Source organism: Flavobacterium sp. W22_SRS_FP1, assembly GCF_052113685.1.
In the GTDB taxonomy this organism is placed as follows: domain Bacteria; phylum Bacteroidota; class Bacteroidia; order Flavobacteriales; family Flavobacteriaceae; genus Flavobacterium.
On record NZ_JBGQOE010000002.1, the window covers coordinates 185,221 to 202,590 of the forward strand.

The following is a 17,370-nucleotide window of genomic DNA, read 5'->3' on the forward strand; positions in this document are numbered from 1 at the left end:
TACTTTTTTTTATTTTTTAGTTTAACCAATAAACTGCCATTACTGCCGGTATAAAATAAATAACGATGGTTCTGGCTCCATCATAATCTTTAGCTAGTCGTTGTCCAAAAAGTAACATAAGTAAGGTAATACAAGAAAAAACGGCTCCGTAAAAACCGAATAACCTACCGTTGTTAATCAATAACTCTATACAGCCGACAATGCACAGAATGCCTGAAATTAATTCTAGAACCAAAATGTGCAATAGAGCCAAAGGCACAAGGTTTTTTAATTGCGTTTTAGCAAAGTGAGCCTTTAACCACTCTAAATTGTCTTTCCAATAAAACAGCTTGTCATAACCGGACTGAACAAATGTAATGGCTAAAAAAACTAAAATTAGAATTGATGCGACGTTATTCATATCTTTATTTTTTATGGATTAAACGCGTTAATTTAATGGACAAATCGGTTAAAATAATTTTTGCATTTCCGTTGCGCTCCACGTGATACATGGCGTCCGAGAGTTCCTTGAAGATATCATGGATATTATTGCCATTAACGAATGGTGCAAAATTTTCGAGTTTGAATTTGTCCACTTTAGGTTCAAAATAAACCAAGCTTTTAGTTTCATAATTAATTAACAAAGCTTGACGAAACATTTCAATACAAAATTCGAGAAATTTCTTTTGTGTTTCTCGTCCAAGGCTTGCGATTTTTTCGCTCCAAAGTATTAAATCTTGAATCGCAGCTGCATTTCCTTTCGCTTTAAAAGCGGCTCGAACCCAGGTTACAAACCACTGCTCAAATGGAAATTCGTCATTATCATCATGAAGGAGATGTAAGGCGATATTGTAATTACCCTGTGCTTGGTGTGCTATTTTTGCTGCTAAACTTGGCTGTACTTGTTTACGAGAAATCAAAGCCTCTGTTATGATAGATTCACTTAGTCCGTTAAAATGTAAAATCTGACATCGCGAACGTATGGTTTGAATAATATCTTCCTCGTTTTCAGAAATTAAAATGAAGACTGTTTTTTCTGGGGGCTCTTCTAGTAGTTTTAATAACTTATTGGAAGCGGCTATATTTAACTTATCTGCCATCCAGACAATCATTATTTTATAACCTCCCTCGTATGATTTTAAAGACAATGATTTTAAAATTTCTTGTGCATCATCCACCCTTATCTCTCCTTGCTTGTTCTGAACGCCCAAAACAGCATACCAATCAAATAATCCTCCGTAAGGATTTTGAGAAACAAACTTTCTCCAATCAACAATAAAATCTATGCTTTTAGGCTTTTTATCTACTTTCGGAGTCGTTACCGTAGGGTAAGCAAAGTGTAAATCAGGATGTGATGTTTTCTGGAACTTCAGATTGCAGGCTTCATTGGGACCCGAGTTTTCCCCGTTATGATTGCTGCATAAAATGTATTGTGCATAAGCAATTGCCATCGCTAACGTGCCGCTTCCTTCCGGGCCAACAAATAGTTGCGCGTGTGGGATTCTACCTAATTCTGCACTTTTTGTCAGATGATTTTTAATGTGTTCTTGCCCTAAAATTTCAGAAAATTCCATAAAGCAAAGATAGAAGAAAATGGGTTAGTCTAAAGTTTTCATTAACAAAGTTTGCCAAAAGCTGAGCTTCAAATTGACGATAAAGTTTCTTTATGATTTCAAAACGAGAACAGACGCACTTTTTTAAAAATAAATAACTTTTAATGCTGATAAAATAAATTATTTGTCAAATTACAACGATTTCGTTGATTAAAAGTAGTTGTTTTTGATTTATCCCAATTTATTCATAATCTAAAATTCTATATTTGTTATTCTTTCTAAAAAATAAACTAAAAAACAGACCTAATGAAGACTTTAAACGACTTTGATTTTAAAAATAAAAAAGCAATAATACGTGTTGATTTTAACGTGCCCTTGGACGAAAATTTTAAGGTAACGGATGCTACTCGTATTGAAGCGGCAAAACCTACTATAGATGCAATTCTTGCTCAAGGTGGAAGCGTAATTTTAATGTCGCACTTGGGAAGACCAAAAGGAGTTGAAGAGAAATATTCGTTGAAACATATTTTGAAAACAACTTCAGAAGTGCTTCGAGTACCCGTTCATTTTGCCTCAGATTGTATTGGTGAAGAAGCAGAAAATGCTGCTGCAAACTTAAAAGCTGGAGAAGTTTTATTGTTAGAAAACTTACGTTTTCATAAGGAAGAAGAAGCAGGAGATGTATCTTTTGCAAAAGAATTGGCTTCACTAGGTGATATTTATGTGAATGACGCTTTTGGAACTGCGCATAGAGCGCATGCTTCAACTACTATCATTGCGCAATTTTTTCCAACCAATAAATGTTTTGGATTGTTATTGGCTAAAGAAATCGAAAGTTTAAATAAAGTATTAAAAAACAGCGAAAAACCCGTAACGGCTGTTCTTGGTGGATCAAAAGTATCTTCGAAAATTACGGTTATCGAAAATATTCTTGATAAAGTGGATTACATGATCATTGGTGGCGGAATGACTTTTACTTTCGTGAAAGCTTTAGGAGGAAAAATTGGTGATTCTATTTGTGAAGATGACAAACAAGAATTGGCTTTAGAAATCTTGAGATTAGCTAAAGAAAAAGGAGTTCAAATTCATATTCCAGTAGATGTTATTGCAGCAGATGATTTTTCAAATACAGCAAATACTAAAATTGTTGATGTAAATGAAATTCCTGACGGATGGCAAGGTCTTGATGCAGGTCCTAAATCACTAGCCAATTTTGAAAAAGTAATAATGGAATCCAAAACCATTCTTTGGAACGGTCCTTTAGGTGTTTTTGAAATGGAAAGTTTTGCTAATGGAACTATCGCTCTTGGTAACTATATAGCCGCGTCTACTGAAAACGGAGCATTCTCTCTTGTGGGTGGTGGGGATTCAGTTGCGGCAGTAAAGCAATTTGAACTTGAAGATAAAATGAGTTACGTATCTACAGGAGGTGGTGCAATGCTTGAAATGCTTGAAGGTAAAGTATTGCCAGGTATAGCGGCAATTTTAGACTAAAAATCATATTTTTAACATTATTTATGGAATTTCTTAGGAATAACGCATTATGTTTGTAAAAAAAAACTCGCTTAATCATTTAGATTTAAGATAGTTGGCAAAAAAACAGCATGAATATAAAAAAATCCATAATATCACTTTTATTATTAGTATCAATTCCTTTGTTTTCGCAAAACCTTGTCGAAAGCGAAGGAATTGTTAATTTAGAGCGTAACTTATCCTATTTAGATTCCATCAAAAATACCTTTGAGAAGGACAATATGGCTTTCTGCGTGGATAGCTTATGGATGAATGAATTGACAAATTTAGATTTGTACAATGACATCACTTCCGATATTGAAAATATTGATATAGATCAAAAAGTAGATTATGATGAGCTGTCTACTGAATTATTGAAATCGAGATTAGCAGAAATGAATGCCAAATCACCTTTCAGAATTGAATACAATGAAAGTCTTGAAAATGTAATTAAATCCTATTTAAAATATAGAAAAAGATCCTTTGAACGGTTGATGGCCATTTCTGAATATTATTTCCCGCTTTTTGAAGAGGCTTTCGCCAAAGAAAAAGTGCCGTTAGAAATAAAATATTTGGCGGTTGTAGAGTCGGCGCTAAATCCTAAAGCGGTATCTAGATTGGGGGCAACGGGACTTTGGCAGTTCATGTACCAAACAGGGAAACAATATAATTTAAAGATTGATTCTTATATTGATGAGCGAAGTGATCCGCTAAAGTCTAGCGCGGCTGCTGCAAAATACATGTCCAATATGTATTCTATTTTTGGAGATTGGGAATTAGTTTTGGCCTCTTATAATTCTGGACCGGGTAATGTTTCTAAAGCGATCAGACGTTCTGGTGGGAAACAAAATTATTGGAATATAAGAAAACATCTCCCAAGAGAAACAAGAGGATATGTCCCAGCATTCTTAGCGACGATGTATTTATATGAGTATCATAATGAGCATGGAATAGTACCTGACCGGGCTTTAGTACAACATTTCGCCACGGACACCATTATGATTAAAAAGAAAATGTCCTTTAAGCAAATATCAGACTTATTAGACGTTCCTGTTTCTCAACTTCAAATATTAAACCCTTCCTACAAGTTAAACGTAATTCCTTTTTATAGTGATGAAGACCATTATTTGAGATTGCCGAAAGAAAAAACCGGAGTATTTGCATCTAATGAAGACAAAATATACGCCTATGTACAACATGAACTAGATCTGAGAGAAATGCCTTTTCAGCAAAATAGTGCGACAGTTTCAAAGGAAATGATTAGTTCAAATAGACAAAGGATTACCCGTACTAAGACAAAATATTATAAAATTAAACGAGGAGATAATTTGGGCGCGATTGCCAACAAATATAATGTGGAGGTCTCCGATTTAAAAAAGTGGAATAGACTGCGAAGCAATACTATTGCATATGGGAAAAGCTTAAAAATTATCACGACAGAAAGTATCGTTAAAACTATAGTGAAAGAGGCTAAGTTGGAACCTGCTTCCAAGGAGAGTATCTTAAAAAATCAAATAGGAGTTATAGCGCAATTGGAAAATGCTACGGAGGTAAAAGAGGAAAACGAGATTAATAAAGACACGATTTTCACAAATCTAAAGACCTTATACGTGGTTCGAAAAGGAGATAATTTGAACTCGATTGCTAAGAAGAACAATGTTACTGTAGCTGAAATTAAAGAATGGAATAAGCTTTCAAGCAATACAGTTCAGGCAGGTATAAGTTTGCAGCTTATAGAAAATAAATTAGACACTCAAGAAGTTCTTGTTTTAGGTCGCGACTTGAGAAACATTCAATACACGGTTAAAGAAGGAGATAATCTGGGTAGCATTGCAAAAAAATTTGGAACATCTCTGAAGGATTTGAAAGAGTGGAATGATTTATTGGTTAATACTATTGCTTTGGGAAGGAGTTTAACGGTTGCTAAAAATGAAGTGGCAATCCATACTGACAATGCAACTGCGAATTCTTTCAAGAAAAAGGAAAGTTCAATCACTATTTCTCCAAAAAAGGGAGTTGATTATTATGTTAAAAAAGGCGATTCACTGTATAGCATTGCAAAAAAATATCCTGGAGTATCCATTTCAGACTTAAAAAAGTGGAACGATATTCGCAGTGAAAAAATTAAACCTGGAATGAAGTTAAAAATTAACGGATAATAGAATTATCTTCTATAAATTTGGGTTTAATATGGTTTAAAAGTTTCGAAGCGCCGCGGAAAACCTTTTAGATTGAATGCGTAGCATTTCACAATCGAATTATAATGAATAAAATTTATTTTTTACTTCTCCTTATTACTGTCTTAATTTTTTCATGTAAAAAGAAAGACGATGATCTTCCGCGGAAAACTACGGGGAAAGTGAATAGTATATCAGTTATAATAGATGATCAGTTGTGGAATGGTGAAATTGGGGATAGTATTCGAAATAAGTTTGCTGCTCCAGTTATCGGGTTGCCGCAGGAGGAACCACTTTTTACCATAAATCAATATCCAGTTAAAATCATGGAAGGGTTTATGACTGATAACCGAAACATCATTGTGGTAAAAAAAGGAGATAAAAATAAATTTTTCATAAAGAATGACCAGTATGCCTCTCCCCAAAATGTATTTCATATTACGGGGAAAACAGCTGCAGCCATTTTGACCATCATAGAAAATAGGACTTCCAAAATCATTAAAACAATTCGTCAAACAGAAATTGATGAGATCCAAAGGCTAAATGGAAAGTCGTTACTCGACCCTAAAACAGTTGGAAATAAGTTTAATATTTCTGTAGATATTCCCTCTACCTATGCATACATGGTTCAGGGAGATAAGTTTATATGGTTAAAAAAAGAAGTAGTAAGTGGGAACACGAGTCTGTTAATTTACGAGGTTTCGCCTAAGTCCATTACAAACAAAGACAATTTAGTTTCGAACATTATAAAAATGCGAGATTCCATCGGGAGGCTCTATATTCATGGGAAAGACCCCGATACCGATATGATCACTGAAGAGGCTTATGCTCCTTATTTTTTCAAGATTAAACTGGATGGCAAGCTCGTCTACGAAACGAAAGGAACTTGGGAATTAAAGAATGATTTCATGTCGGGGCCTTTCATCAATTATGCGATTGTAGATAAAAATAATGACAGAGTACTAGTTTTAGAAGGGTTTTGTTATTCTCCATCGAAAGAGAAAAGGGATATGATGCTAGAGTTGGAAGCCATTATAAAATCGGTTTCCATATTGGGGAGATAACAGAGGATATTTCAATTAAAAATTACAGTAAAAAAACAATAATCCATGGCAATACAATGGACAATAAAGCCTTTTGAGGCATTAACGGTTAATGAATTATATGATTTGCTCAAGCTGAGAAGTGAGATCTTTGTGGTGGAGCAAAACTGCATTTATCTTGACCTAGACGGTAAAGACAAGATCGCATTACATCTTTACGGTGAATTTGAAGGTAAAATCGTTGCCCATGCACGGCTTTTTAAAGCAGGAATAAGTTTCGACAACGCTTCAATAGGCAGAGTAGTTGTTGATCCGAATTACCGAACCAGGAAATGGGGACACGATTTAATGCGGGAAGCAATTGCTGGAATTCAACTTCATTTTAACGAGAGTAAAATCACCATTGGAGCACAATTATACTTAAAAAAATTCTATGAAAGCCATGGTTTTGTTCAAATTAGCGAAATGTATTTAGAGGATGATATTCCGCATATTGATATGGTGCGCGCCTAATTTATATTTTAGTAATCAGAAACTCAACTCTTCGGTCAAATTCCGATCCTTTTTCCATGGGGAACTTGTTTCCGCAGCCTGTATAAGTCATTCTTAGACTATTTACACGTTTAGACTTTAAGTACCAAAAAACGCTTTTTGCACGATTCAAAGACAGTTTTCTTTCATTTGTATCATCATCAATGGCATCTTCAAAGGGACTTGGGGTACAGCAGACATGGCCTCTAATCTCAAACTCTATATTTTTATGGTTCTGTAAAACAATTACGATTCTATCTAACTCTTTTTTTGCAGAATACGAAAGTGCACTGCTGCCCATCGGAAAAAAGATTTCTTTCAAAAAGATTCGGTCGCCTATTATAAGATTATCCTGGAAGGAGGTATAAATTCCTTTCCCAAAACTATTTTTTCGAACTATAAGTAAATCTACTCGTCTGTTTTTTGAGCGTATTTCAGATAAATTGTCGGAAGATTCATCTGTCAGTACTACGCGCCCCCTTCCTTCAATGATCACTATCTTATTTTTATTAAAACCACTTGAAGTTAGTGTGTTTTGAACAGTGTTGACCCTGTCTTGCGATAATTTATAATTGTAATCATAATCACCCCTGTCGTCGCAATATCCATAAATTTGAATGGATTCAATTTTAGAAGTGTCGGAGCGAATGACAAAATCAATAATTGTTTGCTTCTGTTTATATTCCAAGTCGTATCTGTCAAAATCAAAATAAACTGTCTCAACTTTTTTCCCTTGGGCAGTAAGGCATCCATATGTAACCAAAGCTATTATTTTAAAATAGTTTAGCATCGATTAATTATTTAATATTTTTTTATATTGGGCGCTGTTATTCAAAATGATGAGGGATTTCTGAATTTCTGAATTGTTTTTTAAATAATATTGGTATAGACCTTCTTGATATTGGTAACGTTTGATGATTTCATCAATAATTAAACCTTTAATTTCTTCTTGATTTTTATCCAATAGTAGTTCCTCGCTTTTTTGTAATGCTAAAAGTAACTGTTCGTATTCTGTAAGAATGGCGGTGTCAATTTTCTCTTTTTTGGCCATCGCCAAAGTATTTTTTAGTGCTAATTCCGTTTCGGTATCGAAAGAGACATTCTGGGTTTTTAAAAACTGTTTGAAGTTTTGATAATCATCATTAGAGAAGTTTGGAATTTGATCTCCCAAATTTGGATTCTTAAAGTAATATTCGGTAGCGTAATTGAATATGCCATCATTTTTCAATAAAGAAGCGGCAATAGGGCTCATTCTTGTCTCGTCGAGTTGTAGGTCTGGCAAAATTCCGCCACCATCATAAACGATCCTGCCCTTGCGGGTTTTAAAAGTGTTATAGTTTTTTTCTTCAGTTCTAAGAGCTATGCCATTTTTTTCTTTGTGCGCGTAATCTAAGGCTTGGATACATCTACCTGAAGGAGTATAATAGCGGGAAATAGTCACCTTTAGTTGTGTGTTGTAAGTCAAATCGACCGGTTTCTGCACTAATCCTTTTCCAAAGCTTCTGCTACCCACAATAACCGCCCGATCTAAATCTTGTAAGGCTCCTGAAACTATTTCTGATGCCGAGGCGCTTTTGCCGTTTATGATGATAATCAATGGGATTTCAGTATCAACTGGCTCAAAGTTGGTCTTGTAGGTGTTATTGTGTTTTTCGATTTTCGATTTCGTGGTTACGATAACCTCATTTTTTGGCACAAAGAGATTGCAAATGTTTATGGCTTCATTGAGCAAGCCGCCTGGGTTGCCTCGTAAATCCAAAATAATCCTCTCGGCACCCTGGCTTTTAAGTTCTTCAAGTGCTTGTTTTGTTTCAAGTGCTGCTTTTACGTTGAAACGGGACAAAACGATGTAACCGGTTTTAGCATCTATTTTTGCAAAGAAAGGAACTGATTTTATTGCAACTTCATTTAGTACTATTTCTGTGGTATTTTTTTTATTTTGGCGTATATATTTTATCTCTATTTTAGTGTTCTTAGCCCCTTTCAGCAATTTCGAAGCATCGTTTTTAAAGTCGGCCAAAAGAACATCACCAATTTGGATAATTTCATCTCCAGCTTTAAAGCCGGCTTTATCAGCAGGGAAATCTTTGTAGACCTCTCTTATTATTAGTTTATCTTCTTTTCTAGTAATCAAAGCGCCTATACCAGTGTACTCTCCCGTATTATTTATTTTGAAGTTTAGCACTTCCTGCTCGTTAAAGTAAATAGTGTAAGGATCTAGACTACTCAACATACCGGTAATAGCCTTGTCCATTAATTCTCCTGGGTTTGTTTCGTCTACGTAGTTGGTGTTTAATTCCTTGAAGAGGGTCGTGAAAATTTCTATTTGTTTGGCTATTTCAAAAAAGTCATTTTTGAAACTAGCACCAACAAACAAAAATAATGAAGCAACGATAGGGAAAATATATTTTTTTTTCAAAAACGGCATCATAATATTTTATTCTTAGATTAAAGCCAACTAAATTAGGAATAAATCAGCAATAATGAGAGCCGTATAGAATTAATTTGAATTTAGTTTATTGAGAGAGAAACTATTCAATTGCCGAGATTTTGGAAATGTCTGTTTGGTCTTTTTTTATGTTTTGTGAAACGAATTTTTCGAACAATTGGATTGTCTTGGTATTGATTTCGTCATAAGTCAAGCGTTCTTTCGTTTGATAAAACAACATAAATGCATGTGGTTTGTCTAAGTTATCAACGAGTATATGTTTGTTCAGTCGATAGGTTTCGCGAAGGATTCGTTTAAAGTAATTGCGATCTACTGCTTTTTTAAAGTTTTTCTTAGAAACGGAAACTCCCATTTTTAGTTTTTGACTGTCACTTAACGCACCGGAATGGTAAACCAATCGCAACGGGTATTTAGACACTGATTTCCCATCAGTAAATAATAATCCGATTGTGGTTTTGCTTTTTAGTTTTTCGTTTTTTGGATAAGTAAAGTTCATTTGTAAAGATAAAACGTAAATATTTTAGCTAGCAAATGTACAATTAAACAGCAAACCTATTATTGTTTGGGATTTAAATAGCAGGAAAAAATATATTTCTTACTTTTGTAGTTAATATTTTAAGCATGGAAAAACTGGTTTCGTACCCCATATCTGTATTGTATTATTTGTGTTTCGGTCTTACGTTGGTCATTTTTCATCCAATTCAGTGGGTTTGCTTTAATCTTTTTGGATATAAGGCCCACAAAGTAAGTGTTGATTACCTCAATTTTTTTTTAGTAAAATGCTCGAATCTTTTAGGAACCAGCTACAAATTTGAGAATATAGAAAACATACCAAAAGATGCTCCCATAATATTTGTTTCCAATCATCAAAGTATGTACGATATTATTGCAATGATTTGGTTTTTGCGTAAGTTTCATTGTAAATTTGTGAGTAAAATGGAACTTGGAAAAGGAATTCCAAGCGTCTCCTTTAATTTACGTCATGGTGGTTCGGCATTGATTGACCGAAAGGACTCTAAACAAGCTATTCCAGAAATTAAAAAGTTGGCGGAATACATCGAAAAAAATAAACGTGCAGCAGTTATTTTTCCAGAAGGTACTCGCAGTAAAACGGGCAAGCCAAGGGTTTTTGCACAAAGCGGACTAAAAATACTGTGTAAGTACGCTCCATCGGCTTACGTGGTTCCAATAAGCATAAATAATTCTTGGAAAGTGGTTAAATATGGTTTTTTTCCACTTGGTCTAGGAAATCGCCTTACCTTTGTAGTTCATAAGCCATTAGCAGTTAGAGAGCTTGATTTTGCGGAGTTAATGGAAAAGACAGAAAGTGAAGTAGTAAAAGGAATAAAATTTTAATTTATATAAAATGTCAACACAAAATATACGATTAGAGGTTATGCAGTTTCTAGAAAAAGACGTTGACAACTATGTTGATCAGTTTTTAATACCAGTAGAAAAAATTTGGCAGCCAGCTGATTTTTTGCCTAATTCAGAGAGTGATACTTTTTTTGAAGAGGTGAAGGAATTACGCGAAATTGCAAAAGATTTACCTTATGATTTTTGGGTAACTTTAGTGGGTGACACTATTACCGAAGAAGCGCTTCCTACCTATGAATCCTGGTTAATGGATGTGGACGGAGTAGATAACGTAGGAAGAAACGGATGGTCTAAATGGATTAGACAGTGGACTGGGGAGGAAAATCGTCACGGTGATTTACTGAATAAATACTTATATTTATCTGGTCGTGTAAACATGCGTGAAATTGAAATCACCACGCAGCATCTTATTAATGACGGATTCGATATTGGTACCGGAAGGGACCCGTATAAGAACTTCGTTTATACTAGTTTTCAGGAGTTAGCAACATACGTTTCTCACAATCGTGTAGCTCAAATGGCTAAGAAATACGGGGACAACAAATTAGCTAAAATGTGCAAGATGATTGCTGGTGACGAAATGCGCCATCATCATGCCTACAGTGAGTTCGTGACCAGAATCTTTCAGGTCGATCCTAGTGAAATGATGATTGCTTTTCAGTATATGATGAAGCAAAAAATTGTTATGCCAGCTCATTTTTTGAGAGAGTCAGGAGAAAAGATAAGTAGCGCTTTTGAGCAGTTTTCCGATTCTGCACAACGAATTGGTGTATACACTGCGGCTGACTACATTGATATCATGCAGAAATTAATGGACAAGTGGGAAATTGATAAGATTACCGGCTTGACGGACGAAGCTGAAAAAGCAAGAGATTATTTGATGAAATTACCTGCAAGAATGGCTAGAATTTCAGAAAGAATGACCATTCCGCAAGAGTCTCATATATTCAAATGGGTGGAGCCAGCTAGAATATAGTTACAAAGGCTTGGGATCATAAATAAAGAATAATAAGTGTTGGTTTTTGAGGTTTTTAAATCTTCGGAAACCAACATTTTTTTTAGAGCAATAAAAAATGAATAAAACGGACATAGTTAGTAATACAATAGCTTTCGTAAAAGATAAATTGGAGAATGCTGAAGGAGGTCATGACTGGTTCCATATAGAAAGAGTCTATAAAAACGCAATGTTAATTGCACAGAATGAAGTTTGCAATGTAACGGTTGTAAAATTAGGTGCTTTACTTCACGATATAGCCGACAGTAAGTTTAATGACGGAGATGAATCCGTAGGACCTAAAGTAGCTAGAACATTTCTGGAGTCAGAAAATGTAGATGTGGTCACAATCGAGCATGTGGTTAAAATCATTGAGAACATTTCCTATAAGGGAGGTAATTTCGAAAAAGCCTTTACTTCAATAGAGCTGGATATAGTTCAGGACGCGGATCGTTTAGACGCCTTGGGAGCCATTGGAATTGCGAGAACGTTCAACTATGGCGGGTTCAAAAATAGAACGCTCTATGACCCTAAAATCGCCCCGAACACCAAGATGACCAAGGAAGAGTACAAAAATAGTGAGGCACCCACGCTGAATCATTTTTACGAAAAGTTATTACTGCTAAAAGATAAGATGAATACCGAATCTGGCAAACAAATTGCGAAAGAAAGACACCGTTATATGGAGGGTTTCTTAAGTCAGTTTTATGCGGAATGGGAGGGTGAAAAGTAAGTAAACAGTGTTCATTTTTTGGTATTCAGTTTGTTGACGTCCAAATACTGCTACTTTAATTAAAAAAGATCAATTTCAGTCTTTTTACACCCAAGCCATGAACTGATTACTAAATTCTGGTCTCTAACCACTATTTTAAATTTCAGATATTTGTTGGATTGCTGGTTTTTTAAATCAACAATCGTTAATCAAAAATCCTAAATCGAAATGCCTTTTGACTTCATTTCTAGGATAACATCTGATGCGCTTTTAAAAGTGGGAGCTTGCTCTATGATGCTCCCTACCCTCTTTTTGTTAAGTTTAAAAGTGATGTCGTTTTCCGTGGTAAACAACAAGGCTGTCAAAAATGGATTATTTAAATAAGGTGTCAAAACTAAAAAGGCTTCATCGATTGTATGGAAACTCTCAATTTCTTCTGTTTTATACTTAGCACTAAGAGAAAGACTGAAAACATCATTCTCAAGTAATACAGGACGTACATAGATGTTTTTCAATTCAGTATCACCAATAGTTTTGGCCAAAGTCAATTTAGCATAAGTACCATTTTCGATACTTTCTTTTACTTTTTCCCAAAATTGAACGAATACAGGTTGAAAAGACATAATCATAATTTTTAGTGGTTGAATATTTCCAAGTATAATTTTGCAAAATTAGGTTTTGTAAAGTAAAATAGCCGAATAATAAAGAAAAAATTTGTTTGATGAATGAACCGTTTGGGTTTGTTTAAATGAAAAATTGCAGATTCTATGTTTTTGTAATCGTAGAATCTGCAGTTAGAAATATTTTAAGTGGAATATAAAAAGTTTTATTCCCCGGTAAAAACGGCTTTTCTTTTCTCTAAAAAGGCAGTTGTTCCTTCTTTAAAATCGTTGGTTCCAAAACATTTTCCAAAGGCTTTTATTTCTGTCTCAAAGCCGTTTTCACCATCTGTATAATTAGCGTTGATTGACTTTATGGCGGCACTTAAAGCCAAAGGAGAATTTTTAATGATTTTTTTTGCAATTCCGTTACAGTAATCTAAGAGTTCTGCTTGTGGAATAACATTGTTCACCAATCCCATTCTATAGGCATCCTCAGCTGTCAACATACTGGCTGTCAATATCATTTCCATAGCACGTCCTTTTCCAATTAGTTGAGGTAGACGTTGCGTTCCACCATAACCAGGAATAACACCTAAAGACACTTCTGGCAAGCCCATTTTGGCATTGTCAGAAGCTATTCGAAAATGACAGGCCATTGCCAATTCTAGTCCTCCGCCAAGGGCAAAACCATTAACAGCAGCAATTACAGGTGTTTTTAGGTTTTCTACAAAGTTAAACAAGGTGTCTTGCCCATGGGCAGCTAACTGAACAGCTTCTTCAACCGAAAATTCTGAAAACTCAGCAATATCAGCACCAGCTACAAAAGCTTTTTCGCCGCTACCAGTTAAAATAATAACTCGGGTTTCATAATCTTTTTCTAATTCCTGAAAGGCCTGATGTAACTCAAGAATGATCTCTTTATTGAGTGCATTCAGTTTCGTGGGGCGGTTTATAGTTATGGTTGCAATGCTTTCTTCTTTTGCGACTAAAAGGTTTTTGTAGCTCATTATAATAATTTAGGAGTTAATTATGGGAAGCGAAACTGTAAATTGAGTTCCTTTTCCGTATTCTGTTTCAAAGGTAATTGTTCCTTTATAATTTTCGATGATGTTTTTAATAATACCCAAACCCAGACCCATTCCGCTGTTTTTGGTTGTAAATTTAAATTCGAAGATACGGTTAGTGTCTTCTGGGCTGATTCCCGTTCCATTGTCAGTAACGCTAATCAAGACATTATTTACTTCTTTTTTTACGTTTATGAAAACCTTTTTGTCCTCTTGCTGTTCTGGTATCGATTGAATGGCGTTTTTGACTAAATTGGTGATTATTCGAATCAGTTGTGTTCGGTCTATTTTCGATATAATCTCTGATGAGTTACTTTCAAAAATAATAAACTCCTCGTTGAAAATATCCAAAGCCAGTTCCACTACCTCCACGACGTTTAAGGTCTCATTTTGTTGAGCGGGCATCGAGGCAAAATTTGAAAAAGCGGATGCAACAGAATTCATGGTGTCTATTTGTTGAATCAATGTTTCTGAGTAATCGTCCATTTTTTGCTTTATTTCCGGATCATTAGGGTCGAATTTTCTTTGAAAACTTTGTACAGTTAACCGCATTGGGGTCAATGGGTTTTTAATTTCGTGAGCGACTTGTTTTGCCATTTCTCTCCAAGCCTCTTCTCTCTCGCTTTGCGCCAGTTTTACTGCACTAACCTCAAGTTCATCCACCATGCGGTTGTAGGCGGTGATTAACAGGTTGATTTCTTTGCTACTCGCCTCTAAGACGATTTTTTTATTTTTTTGCTTTAAACTGGTTTCGTTTAAGCGATCAGAAATTGTCTTTAATGACTTTGTTATATAAGTGGCAAGAAAATAGGCTAGTCCAAAAGCAACAATCAGCATAAAGGAATAGACCTGCCCTAATCGGATTAGAAAACTTTTCAATTCCTTGTCGTAGAAACCGTCATCCTCTAGATATGGTAAGTTCAAAACACCTAAGGGCTTGAACTTGTCGTCTTTTATTTCGGTAAAAGAAGATCGGTTCTTGACACCATTTATTGTCCTGATGTCTACGTACCTTTTCTCAATTGAGGAACGAACCAGTTTTAAAATATATTTGGGGATTGGAGGCAAAACTTTATCAACGGAAAACGATTCTTTGGAGGACTTTAAAAGTTTTCCGTCTAAGCCGTAAACATTAATTTCAATGTTATGTATGTGCGCCAGCTCGTGAATTTTATCCTTGAAAATTAAATCTAGATTTTCAGTTGTCAGTGGATAGGTGGTTGTTGAGAGCACGTAGTTAATATGTTCTCGAACTGCATTTTCTTTGCGTTCTAATCGTTCTTGATGGTATTCTTTAGCTTCATTTTTAAACTGGATAATGGAAATAGAAGCGAGTAGGACGGAGGCTACAATAATCAATACGATCATCGAAAGAAATATCCTAACCCGCAAAGATAACATCGATATTTTAAAGCCTTTTAGCATTTTTTAGCGATTAGTGAATAGTGATTATTTCAAAGCGTAAAAGCTAATTACTAGATGCTAATTACTTCTTTCTCGTATCCTTTTATAAAACTTAAAACCTAACATAATTGTAAGTGCGAATATAAAAATTCCAATAACTCCGTAAATCCAATTGACGGCATTTTTAAGAATAACTAAAAAGACTACCGCGAAAAGAATGATGGTAGCTCCTTCGTTCCATAATCGCATAAAATTGGTAGTGTATTTAATTTGGTCGTTTTGCAATTGTTTGAAAATTTGTTGGCATTTCCCGTGGTATAAATACAAAGCAAATACAAAGCCAAGTTTTACATGCATCCAAGGCATTTGTAGCCAAGCTTTACCCAGGTCAGTAAAAAATAGCATCCAATATGCAAATATACTTGCCAATATAGCAGAAGGCCAAGTGATAATATACCAAAGGCGGTAGGTCATGATTTTATACTGCGCTTGTAAAATTTCCTTTTCTGGTGATGGCTTTTGTGCAGCTTCAATTTGGTACACAAACAAGCGTACAATATAAAACAAACCTGCAAACCATGTAATTACAAAGATGAGGTGTAGGGATTTGAGGTAGTTATAATAATCCATCGGTAGTATTAATCAATTTTGTATTCATTTCTTTTCTCAGGAAATAGCCTGTGAGAATTGTTGATGCCACATCAGCAATAGGGAAGGCAACCCACACACCAAAAATACCGAAAAAATTCGGTAGTATGAGTACTAATGGAATTAAGAAGAAGCCTTGTTTACTTAGCGTTAGCAATAACGCCTTTTTAGCCTTTCCTGCTGCTTAAAAATAAGCAGCTCCAATTAACTGGACTGCTATTACAGGAGAAGCGGCAAATACCCAACGTAACGCGCTTGGTGCTTCTGCAATTATCTTTTCATTAGTAGTGAAAATGGCAATGATAGGGGCAGCGTAATAGAGTATAACGATAAAAACCAATGATGCTAAAAGCGCTGCATATTTAATTGAAATTTGGATGCTTTCTTTTACCCTGCCGTAATTTTCAGCCCCATAATTATAACCGGCAATTGGAATGAATCCTTGCGTTATTCCAAGAACAGGGAAGAGTGCAAAGATTAGTGTCTTACTGATAATGCCGTAAACAATAATAGAATTTTCGCCGCCGTAAGAGTATAAAGTATGATTGAGAATGATGGCTAAAATGCTTACTACACCTTGTCTAGAAAAAGAGACAAAGCTAAGTGAGGTGATTTCTTTGATAATTGGTAAATGGAATTTAAAATCCTTCACTTGCATCTTTAACTCAGTTTTATATACAAAGTACCAAAGAATAAAAAGAAAACACGTAAAATAGGAAATGCCCGTTGCAAGAGCTGCTCCATATAGTCCTAAATTCATGAATTTTATAAATACAACATCCAATGCAATATTTACAAGCGCTGGAATAATCATCGATACCATTGCGTATGTGGCTTGCCCCTCGGCCCTAATTATGTTATTTCCCATCATGCTAAGGGCAAGGAATGGTACTGAAACTATAATAGGTGATAGGAATATAGTCGCCGGTGCCATAATATCTCCTTTGGCTCCATAAAAAAGCAACAACTCTTTACTAAAAAAAAATCCTAAAATTACAAAAATGGATGCTAAAAGGAAGGTCATCATAATTTGATTGGCAAAAGTAAGTTTTGCTTTTTTGCGGTTTTTTGCACCTAAAGCGCGGGAAAGAACTGATCCACCCCCAACACCTATAGCCATTCCCAATGATGAAATTAGGAATGTTATTGGAAAAACTACTGTTACCACTGCGATAGCGAGCGAACCGATCCACTGACCTACAAATATAGTGTCAATAAGGATGTTTAGTGACATGAATAAAATCCCTATAGAGGCAGGCGCTGCCTGTTTTATCAGTAACTTTTTTATGTCTGTGGTTCCTAGTTCTTCGTCAGTTATTGCCATT

At 35.2% G+C, this 17,370-nt stretch carries 16 protein-coding genes and 1 pseudogene; 7 read left to right on the forward strand and 10 right to left on the reverse strand.

The features are described from left to right. Window positions 1–16 precede the first annotated feature (16 nt). Both ACEN2H_RS02175 and ACEN2H_RS02180 read right to left on the reverse strand, forming a co-directional pair. Entirely contained in the window at window positions 17–400 is a 384-nt protein-coding gene (locus tag ACEN2H_RS02175) for a DoxX family protein (RefSeq protein WP_441729956.1), read from the reverse strand. 4 nt (window positions 401–404) lie between these two features. After that, on the reverse strand, window positions 405–1,553 hold the full coding sequence (locus ACEN2H_RS02180) for a DNA polymerase III subunit (RefSeq protein ID WP_441729957.1): 1,149 nt from the start codon (window positions 1,551–1,553) through the stop codon (window positions 405–407). 285 nt (window positions 1,554–1,838) lie between these two features. On the opposite strand from ACEN2H_RS02180, the gene ACEN2H_RS02185 reads away from it, so the two are divergent. The 4 genes from ACEN2H_RS02185 to ACEN2H_RS02200 all read left to right on the forward strand — a co-directional run bounded on the left by ACEN2H_RS02185 (window position 1,839) and on the right by ACEN2H_RS02200 (window position 6,777). Beyond that, on the forward strand, window positions 1,839–3,026 hold the full coding sequence (locus ACEN2H_RS02185) for a phosphoglycerate kinase (protein WP_441729959.1): 1,188 nt from the start codon (window positions 1,839–1,841) through the stop codon (window positions 3,024–3,026). 110 nt (window positions 3,027–3,136) lie between these two features. After that, window positions 3,137–5,203: a LysM peptidoglycan-binding domain-containing protein gene (locus tag ACEN2H_RS02190; protein ID WP_441729961.1), complete on the forward strand. Its 2,067-nt coding sequence runs from the start codon at window positions 3,137–3,139 to the stop codon at window positions 5,201–5,203. A 104-nt stretch (window positions 5,204–5,307) separates the two neighbouring features. After that, complete coding sequence (locus tag ACEN2H_RS02195; protein WP_441729963.1) at window positions 5,308–6,285, forward strand: DUF4837 family protein; 978 nt, start codon at window positions 5,308–5,310, stop codon at window positions 6,283–6,285. Window positions 6,286–6,330: 45 nt separating this feature from the next. Continuing rightward, the gene (locus ACEN2H_RS02200; protein ID WP_441729965.1) at window positions 6,331–6,777 is read left to right on the forward strand and encodes a GNAT family N-acetyltransferase; all 447 of its coding nucleotides are present in this window, start codon (window positions 6,331–6,333) and stop codon (window positions 6,775–6,777) included. Between the two features lies 1 nt (window position 6,778). Here the strand turns inward: ACEN2H_RS02200 and ACEN2H_RS02205 are convergent, their stop codons facing one another. The 3 genes from ACEN2H_RS02205 to rnpA form a co-directional block, all read right to left on the reverse strand. Further along, complete coding sequence (locus ACEN2H_RS02205) at window positions 6,779–7,585, reverse strand: OmpA family protein (protein WP_441729967.1); 807 nt, start codon at window positions 7,583–7,585, stop codon at window positions 6,779–6,781. A gap of 3 nt (window positions 7,586–7,588) precedes the next feature. Next, window positions 7,589–9,226 (reverse strand): S41 family peptidase, encoded by a 1,638-nt coding sequence (locus tag ACEN2H_RS02210; RefSeq protein WP_441729969.1) that lies wholly within the window; start codon window positions 9,224–9,226, stop codon window positions 7,589–7,591. 100 nt (window positions 9,227–9,326) lie between these two features. Then, window positions 9,327–9,740, reverse strand: coding sequence for a ribonuclease P protein component (gene rnpA / locus ACEN2H_RS02215; protein ID WP_441729971.1), 414 nt, complete (start codon window positions 9,738–9,740; stop codon window positions 9,327–9,329). Between the two features lie 125 nt (window positions 9,741–9,865). Here rnpA and ACEN2H_RS02220 point away from each other — a divergent pair, with 125 nt between their 5' ends. The 3 genes from ACEN2H_RS02220 (at window position 9,866) to ACEN2H_RS02230 (ending at window position 12,348) form a co-directional block, all read left to right on the forward strand. Continuing rightward, the gene (locus ACEN2H_RS02220) at window positions 9,866–10,600 is read left to right on the forward strand and encodes a lysophospholipid acyltransferase family protein (protein WP_441729972.1); all 735 of its coding nucleotides are present in this window, start codon (window positions 9,866–9,868) and stop codon (window positions 10,598–10,600) included. Window positions 10,601–10,610: 10 nt separating this feature from the next. Further along, the gene (locus ACEN2H_RS02225) at window positions 10,611–11,597 is read left to right on the forward strand and encodes an acyl-ACP desaturase (RefSeq protein WP_441729974.1); all 987 of its coding nucleotides are present in this window, start codon (window positions 10,611–10,613) and stop codon (window positions 11,595–11,597) included. A 97-nt stretch (window positions 11,598–11,694) separates the two neighbouring features. Beyond that, window positions 11,695–12,348 carry an HD domain-containing protein gene (locus ACEN2H_RS02230; RefSeq protein WP_441729976.1) on the forward strand — a complete coding sequence of 218 codons (654 nt, stop codon included), beginning with the start codon at window positions 11,695–11,697 and terminating at the stop codon, window positions 12,346–12,348. A gap of 197 nt (window positions 12,349–12,545) precedes the next feature. Here the strand turns inward: ACEN2H_RS02230 and ACEN2H_RS02235 are convergent, their stop codons facing one another. The 5 genes and pseudogenes from ACEN2H_RS02235 to ACEN2H_RS02255 form a co-directional block, all read right to left on the reverse strand. Continuing rightward, on the reverse strand, window positions 12,546–12,950 hold the full coding sequence (locus tag ACEN2H_RS02235; protein WP_441729978.1) for a hypothetical protein: 405 nt from the start codon (window positions 12,948–12,950) through the stop codon (window positions 12,546–12,548). A 203-nt stretch (window positions 12,951–13,153) separates the two neighbouring features. Next, window positions 13,154–13,936, reverse strand: coding sequence for an enoyl-CoA hydratase/isomerase family protein (locus tag ACEN2H_RS02240; protein WP_441729980.1), 783 nt, complete (start codon window positions 13,934–13,936; stop codon window positions 13,154–13,156). A 9-nt stretch (window positions 13,937–13,945) separates the two neighbouring features. Next, window positions 13,946–15,361: a sensor histidine kinase gene (locus ACEN2H_RS02245; RefSeq protein WP_441730117.1), complete on the reverse strand. Its 1,416-nt coding sequence runs from the start codon at window positions 15,359–15,361 to the stop codon at window positions 13,946–13,948. Window positions 15,362–15,475: 114 nt separating this feature from the next. Continuing rightward, entirely contained in the window at window positions 15,476–16,027 is a 552-nt protein-coding gene (locus ACEN2H_RS02250; RefSeq protein WP_441729982.1) for a CopD family protein, read from the reverse strand. After that, window positions 16,014–17,369, reverse strand: a pseudogene (locus ACEN2H_RS02255) (MATE family efflux transporter). Before ACEN2H_RS02255 ends, ACEN2H_RS02250 begins: the two are co-directional and overlap by 14 nt. Between the last annotated feature and the right edge of the window lies 1 nt (window position 17,370).

Excerpts from the sequence above, each read along its gene's own strand:
- ACEN2H_RS02175 (WP_441729956.1), bottom strand. The coding sequence starts at position 400 with ATGAATAACGTCGCATCAATTCTAATTTTAGTTTTTTTAGCCATTACA.
- ACEN2H_RS02180 (WP_441729957.1), bottom strand. The coding sequence starts at position 1,553 with ATGGAATTTTCTGAAATTTTAGGGCAAGAACACATTAAAAATCATCTG.
- ACEN2H_RS02185 (WP_441729959.1), top strand. The coding sequence starts at position 1,839 with ATGAAGACTTTAAACGACTTTGATTTTAAAAATAAAAAAGCAATAATA.
- ACEN2H_RS02190 (WP_441729961.1), top strand. The coding sequence starts at position 3,137 with ATGAATATAAAAAAATCCATAATATCACTTTTATTATTAGTATCAATT.
- ACEN2H_RS02195 (WP_441729963.1), top strand. The coding sequence starts at position 5,308 with ATGAATAAAATTTATTTTTTACTTCTCCTTATTACTGTCTTAATTTTT.
- ACEN2H_RS02200 (WP_441729965.1), top strand. The coding sequence starts at position 6,331 with ATGGCAATACAATGGACAATAAAGCCTTTTGAGGCATTAACGGTTAAT.
- ACEN2H_RS02205 (WP_441729967.1), bottom strand. The coding sequence starts at position 7,585 with ATGCTAAACTATTTTAAAATAATAGCTTTGGTTACATATGGATGCCTT.
- ACEN2H_RS02210 (WP_441729969.1), bottom strand. The coding sequence starts at position 9,226 with ATGATGCCGTTTTTGAAAAAAAAATATATTTTCCCTATCGTTGCTTCA.
- rnpA (WP_441729971.1), bottom strand. The coding sequence starts at position 9,740 with ATGAACTTTACTTATCCAAAAAACGAAAAACTAAAAAGCAAAACCACA.
- ACEN2H_RS02220 (WP_441729972.1), top strand. The coding sequence starts at position 9,866 with ATGGAAAAACTGGTTTCGTACCCCATATCTGTATTGTATTATTTGTGT.
- ACEN2H_RS02225 (WP_441729974.1), top strand. The coding sequence starts at position 10,611 with ATGTCAACACAAAATATACGATTAGAGGTTATGCAGTTTCTAGAAAAA.
- ACEN2H_RS02230 (WP_441729976.1), top strand. The coding sequence starts at position 11,695 with ATGAATAAAACGGACATAGTTAGTAATACAATAGCTTTCGTAAAAGAT.
- ACEN2H_RS02235 (WP_441729978.1), bottom strand. The coding sequence starts at position 12,950 with ATGTCTTTTCAACCTGTATTCGTTCAATTTTGGGAAAAAGTAAAAGAA.
- ACEN2H_RS02240 (WP_441729980.1), bottom strand. The coding sequence starts at position 13,936 with ATGAGCTACAAAAACCTTTTAGTCGCAAAAGAAGAAAGCATTGCAACC.
- ACEN2H_RS02245 (WP_441730117.1), bottom strand. The coding sequence starts at position 15,361 with ATGATCGTATTGATTATTGTAGCCTCCGTCCTACTCGCTTCTATTTCC.
- ACEN2H_RS02250 (WP_441729982.1), bottom strand. The coding sequence starts at position 16,027 with ATGGATTATTATAACTACCTCAAATCCCTACACCTCATCTTTGTAATT.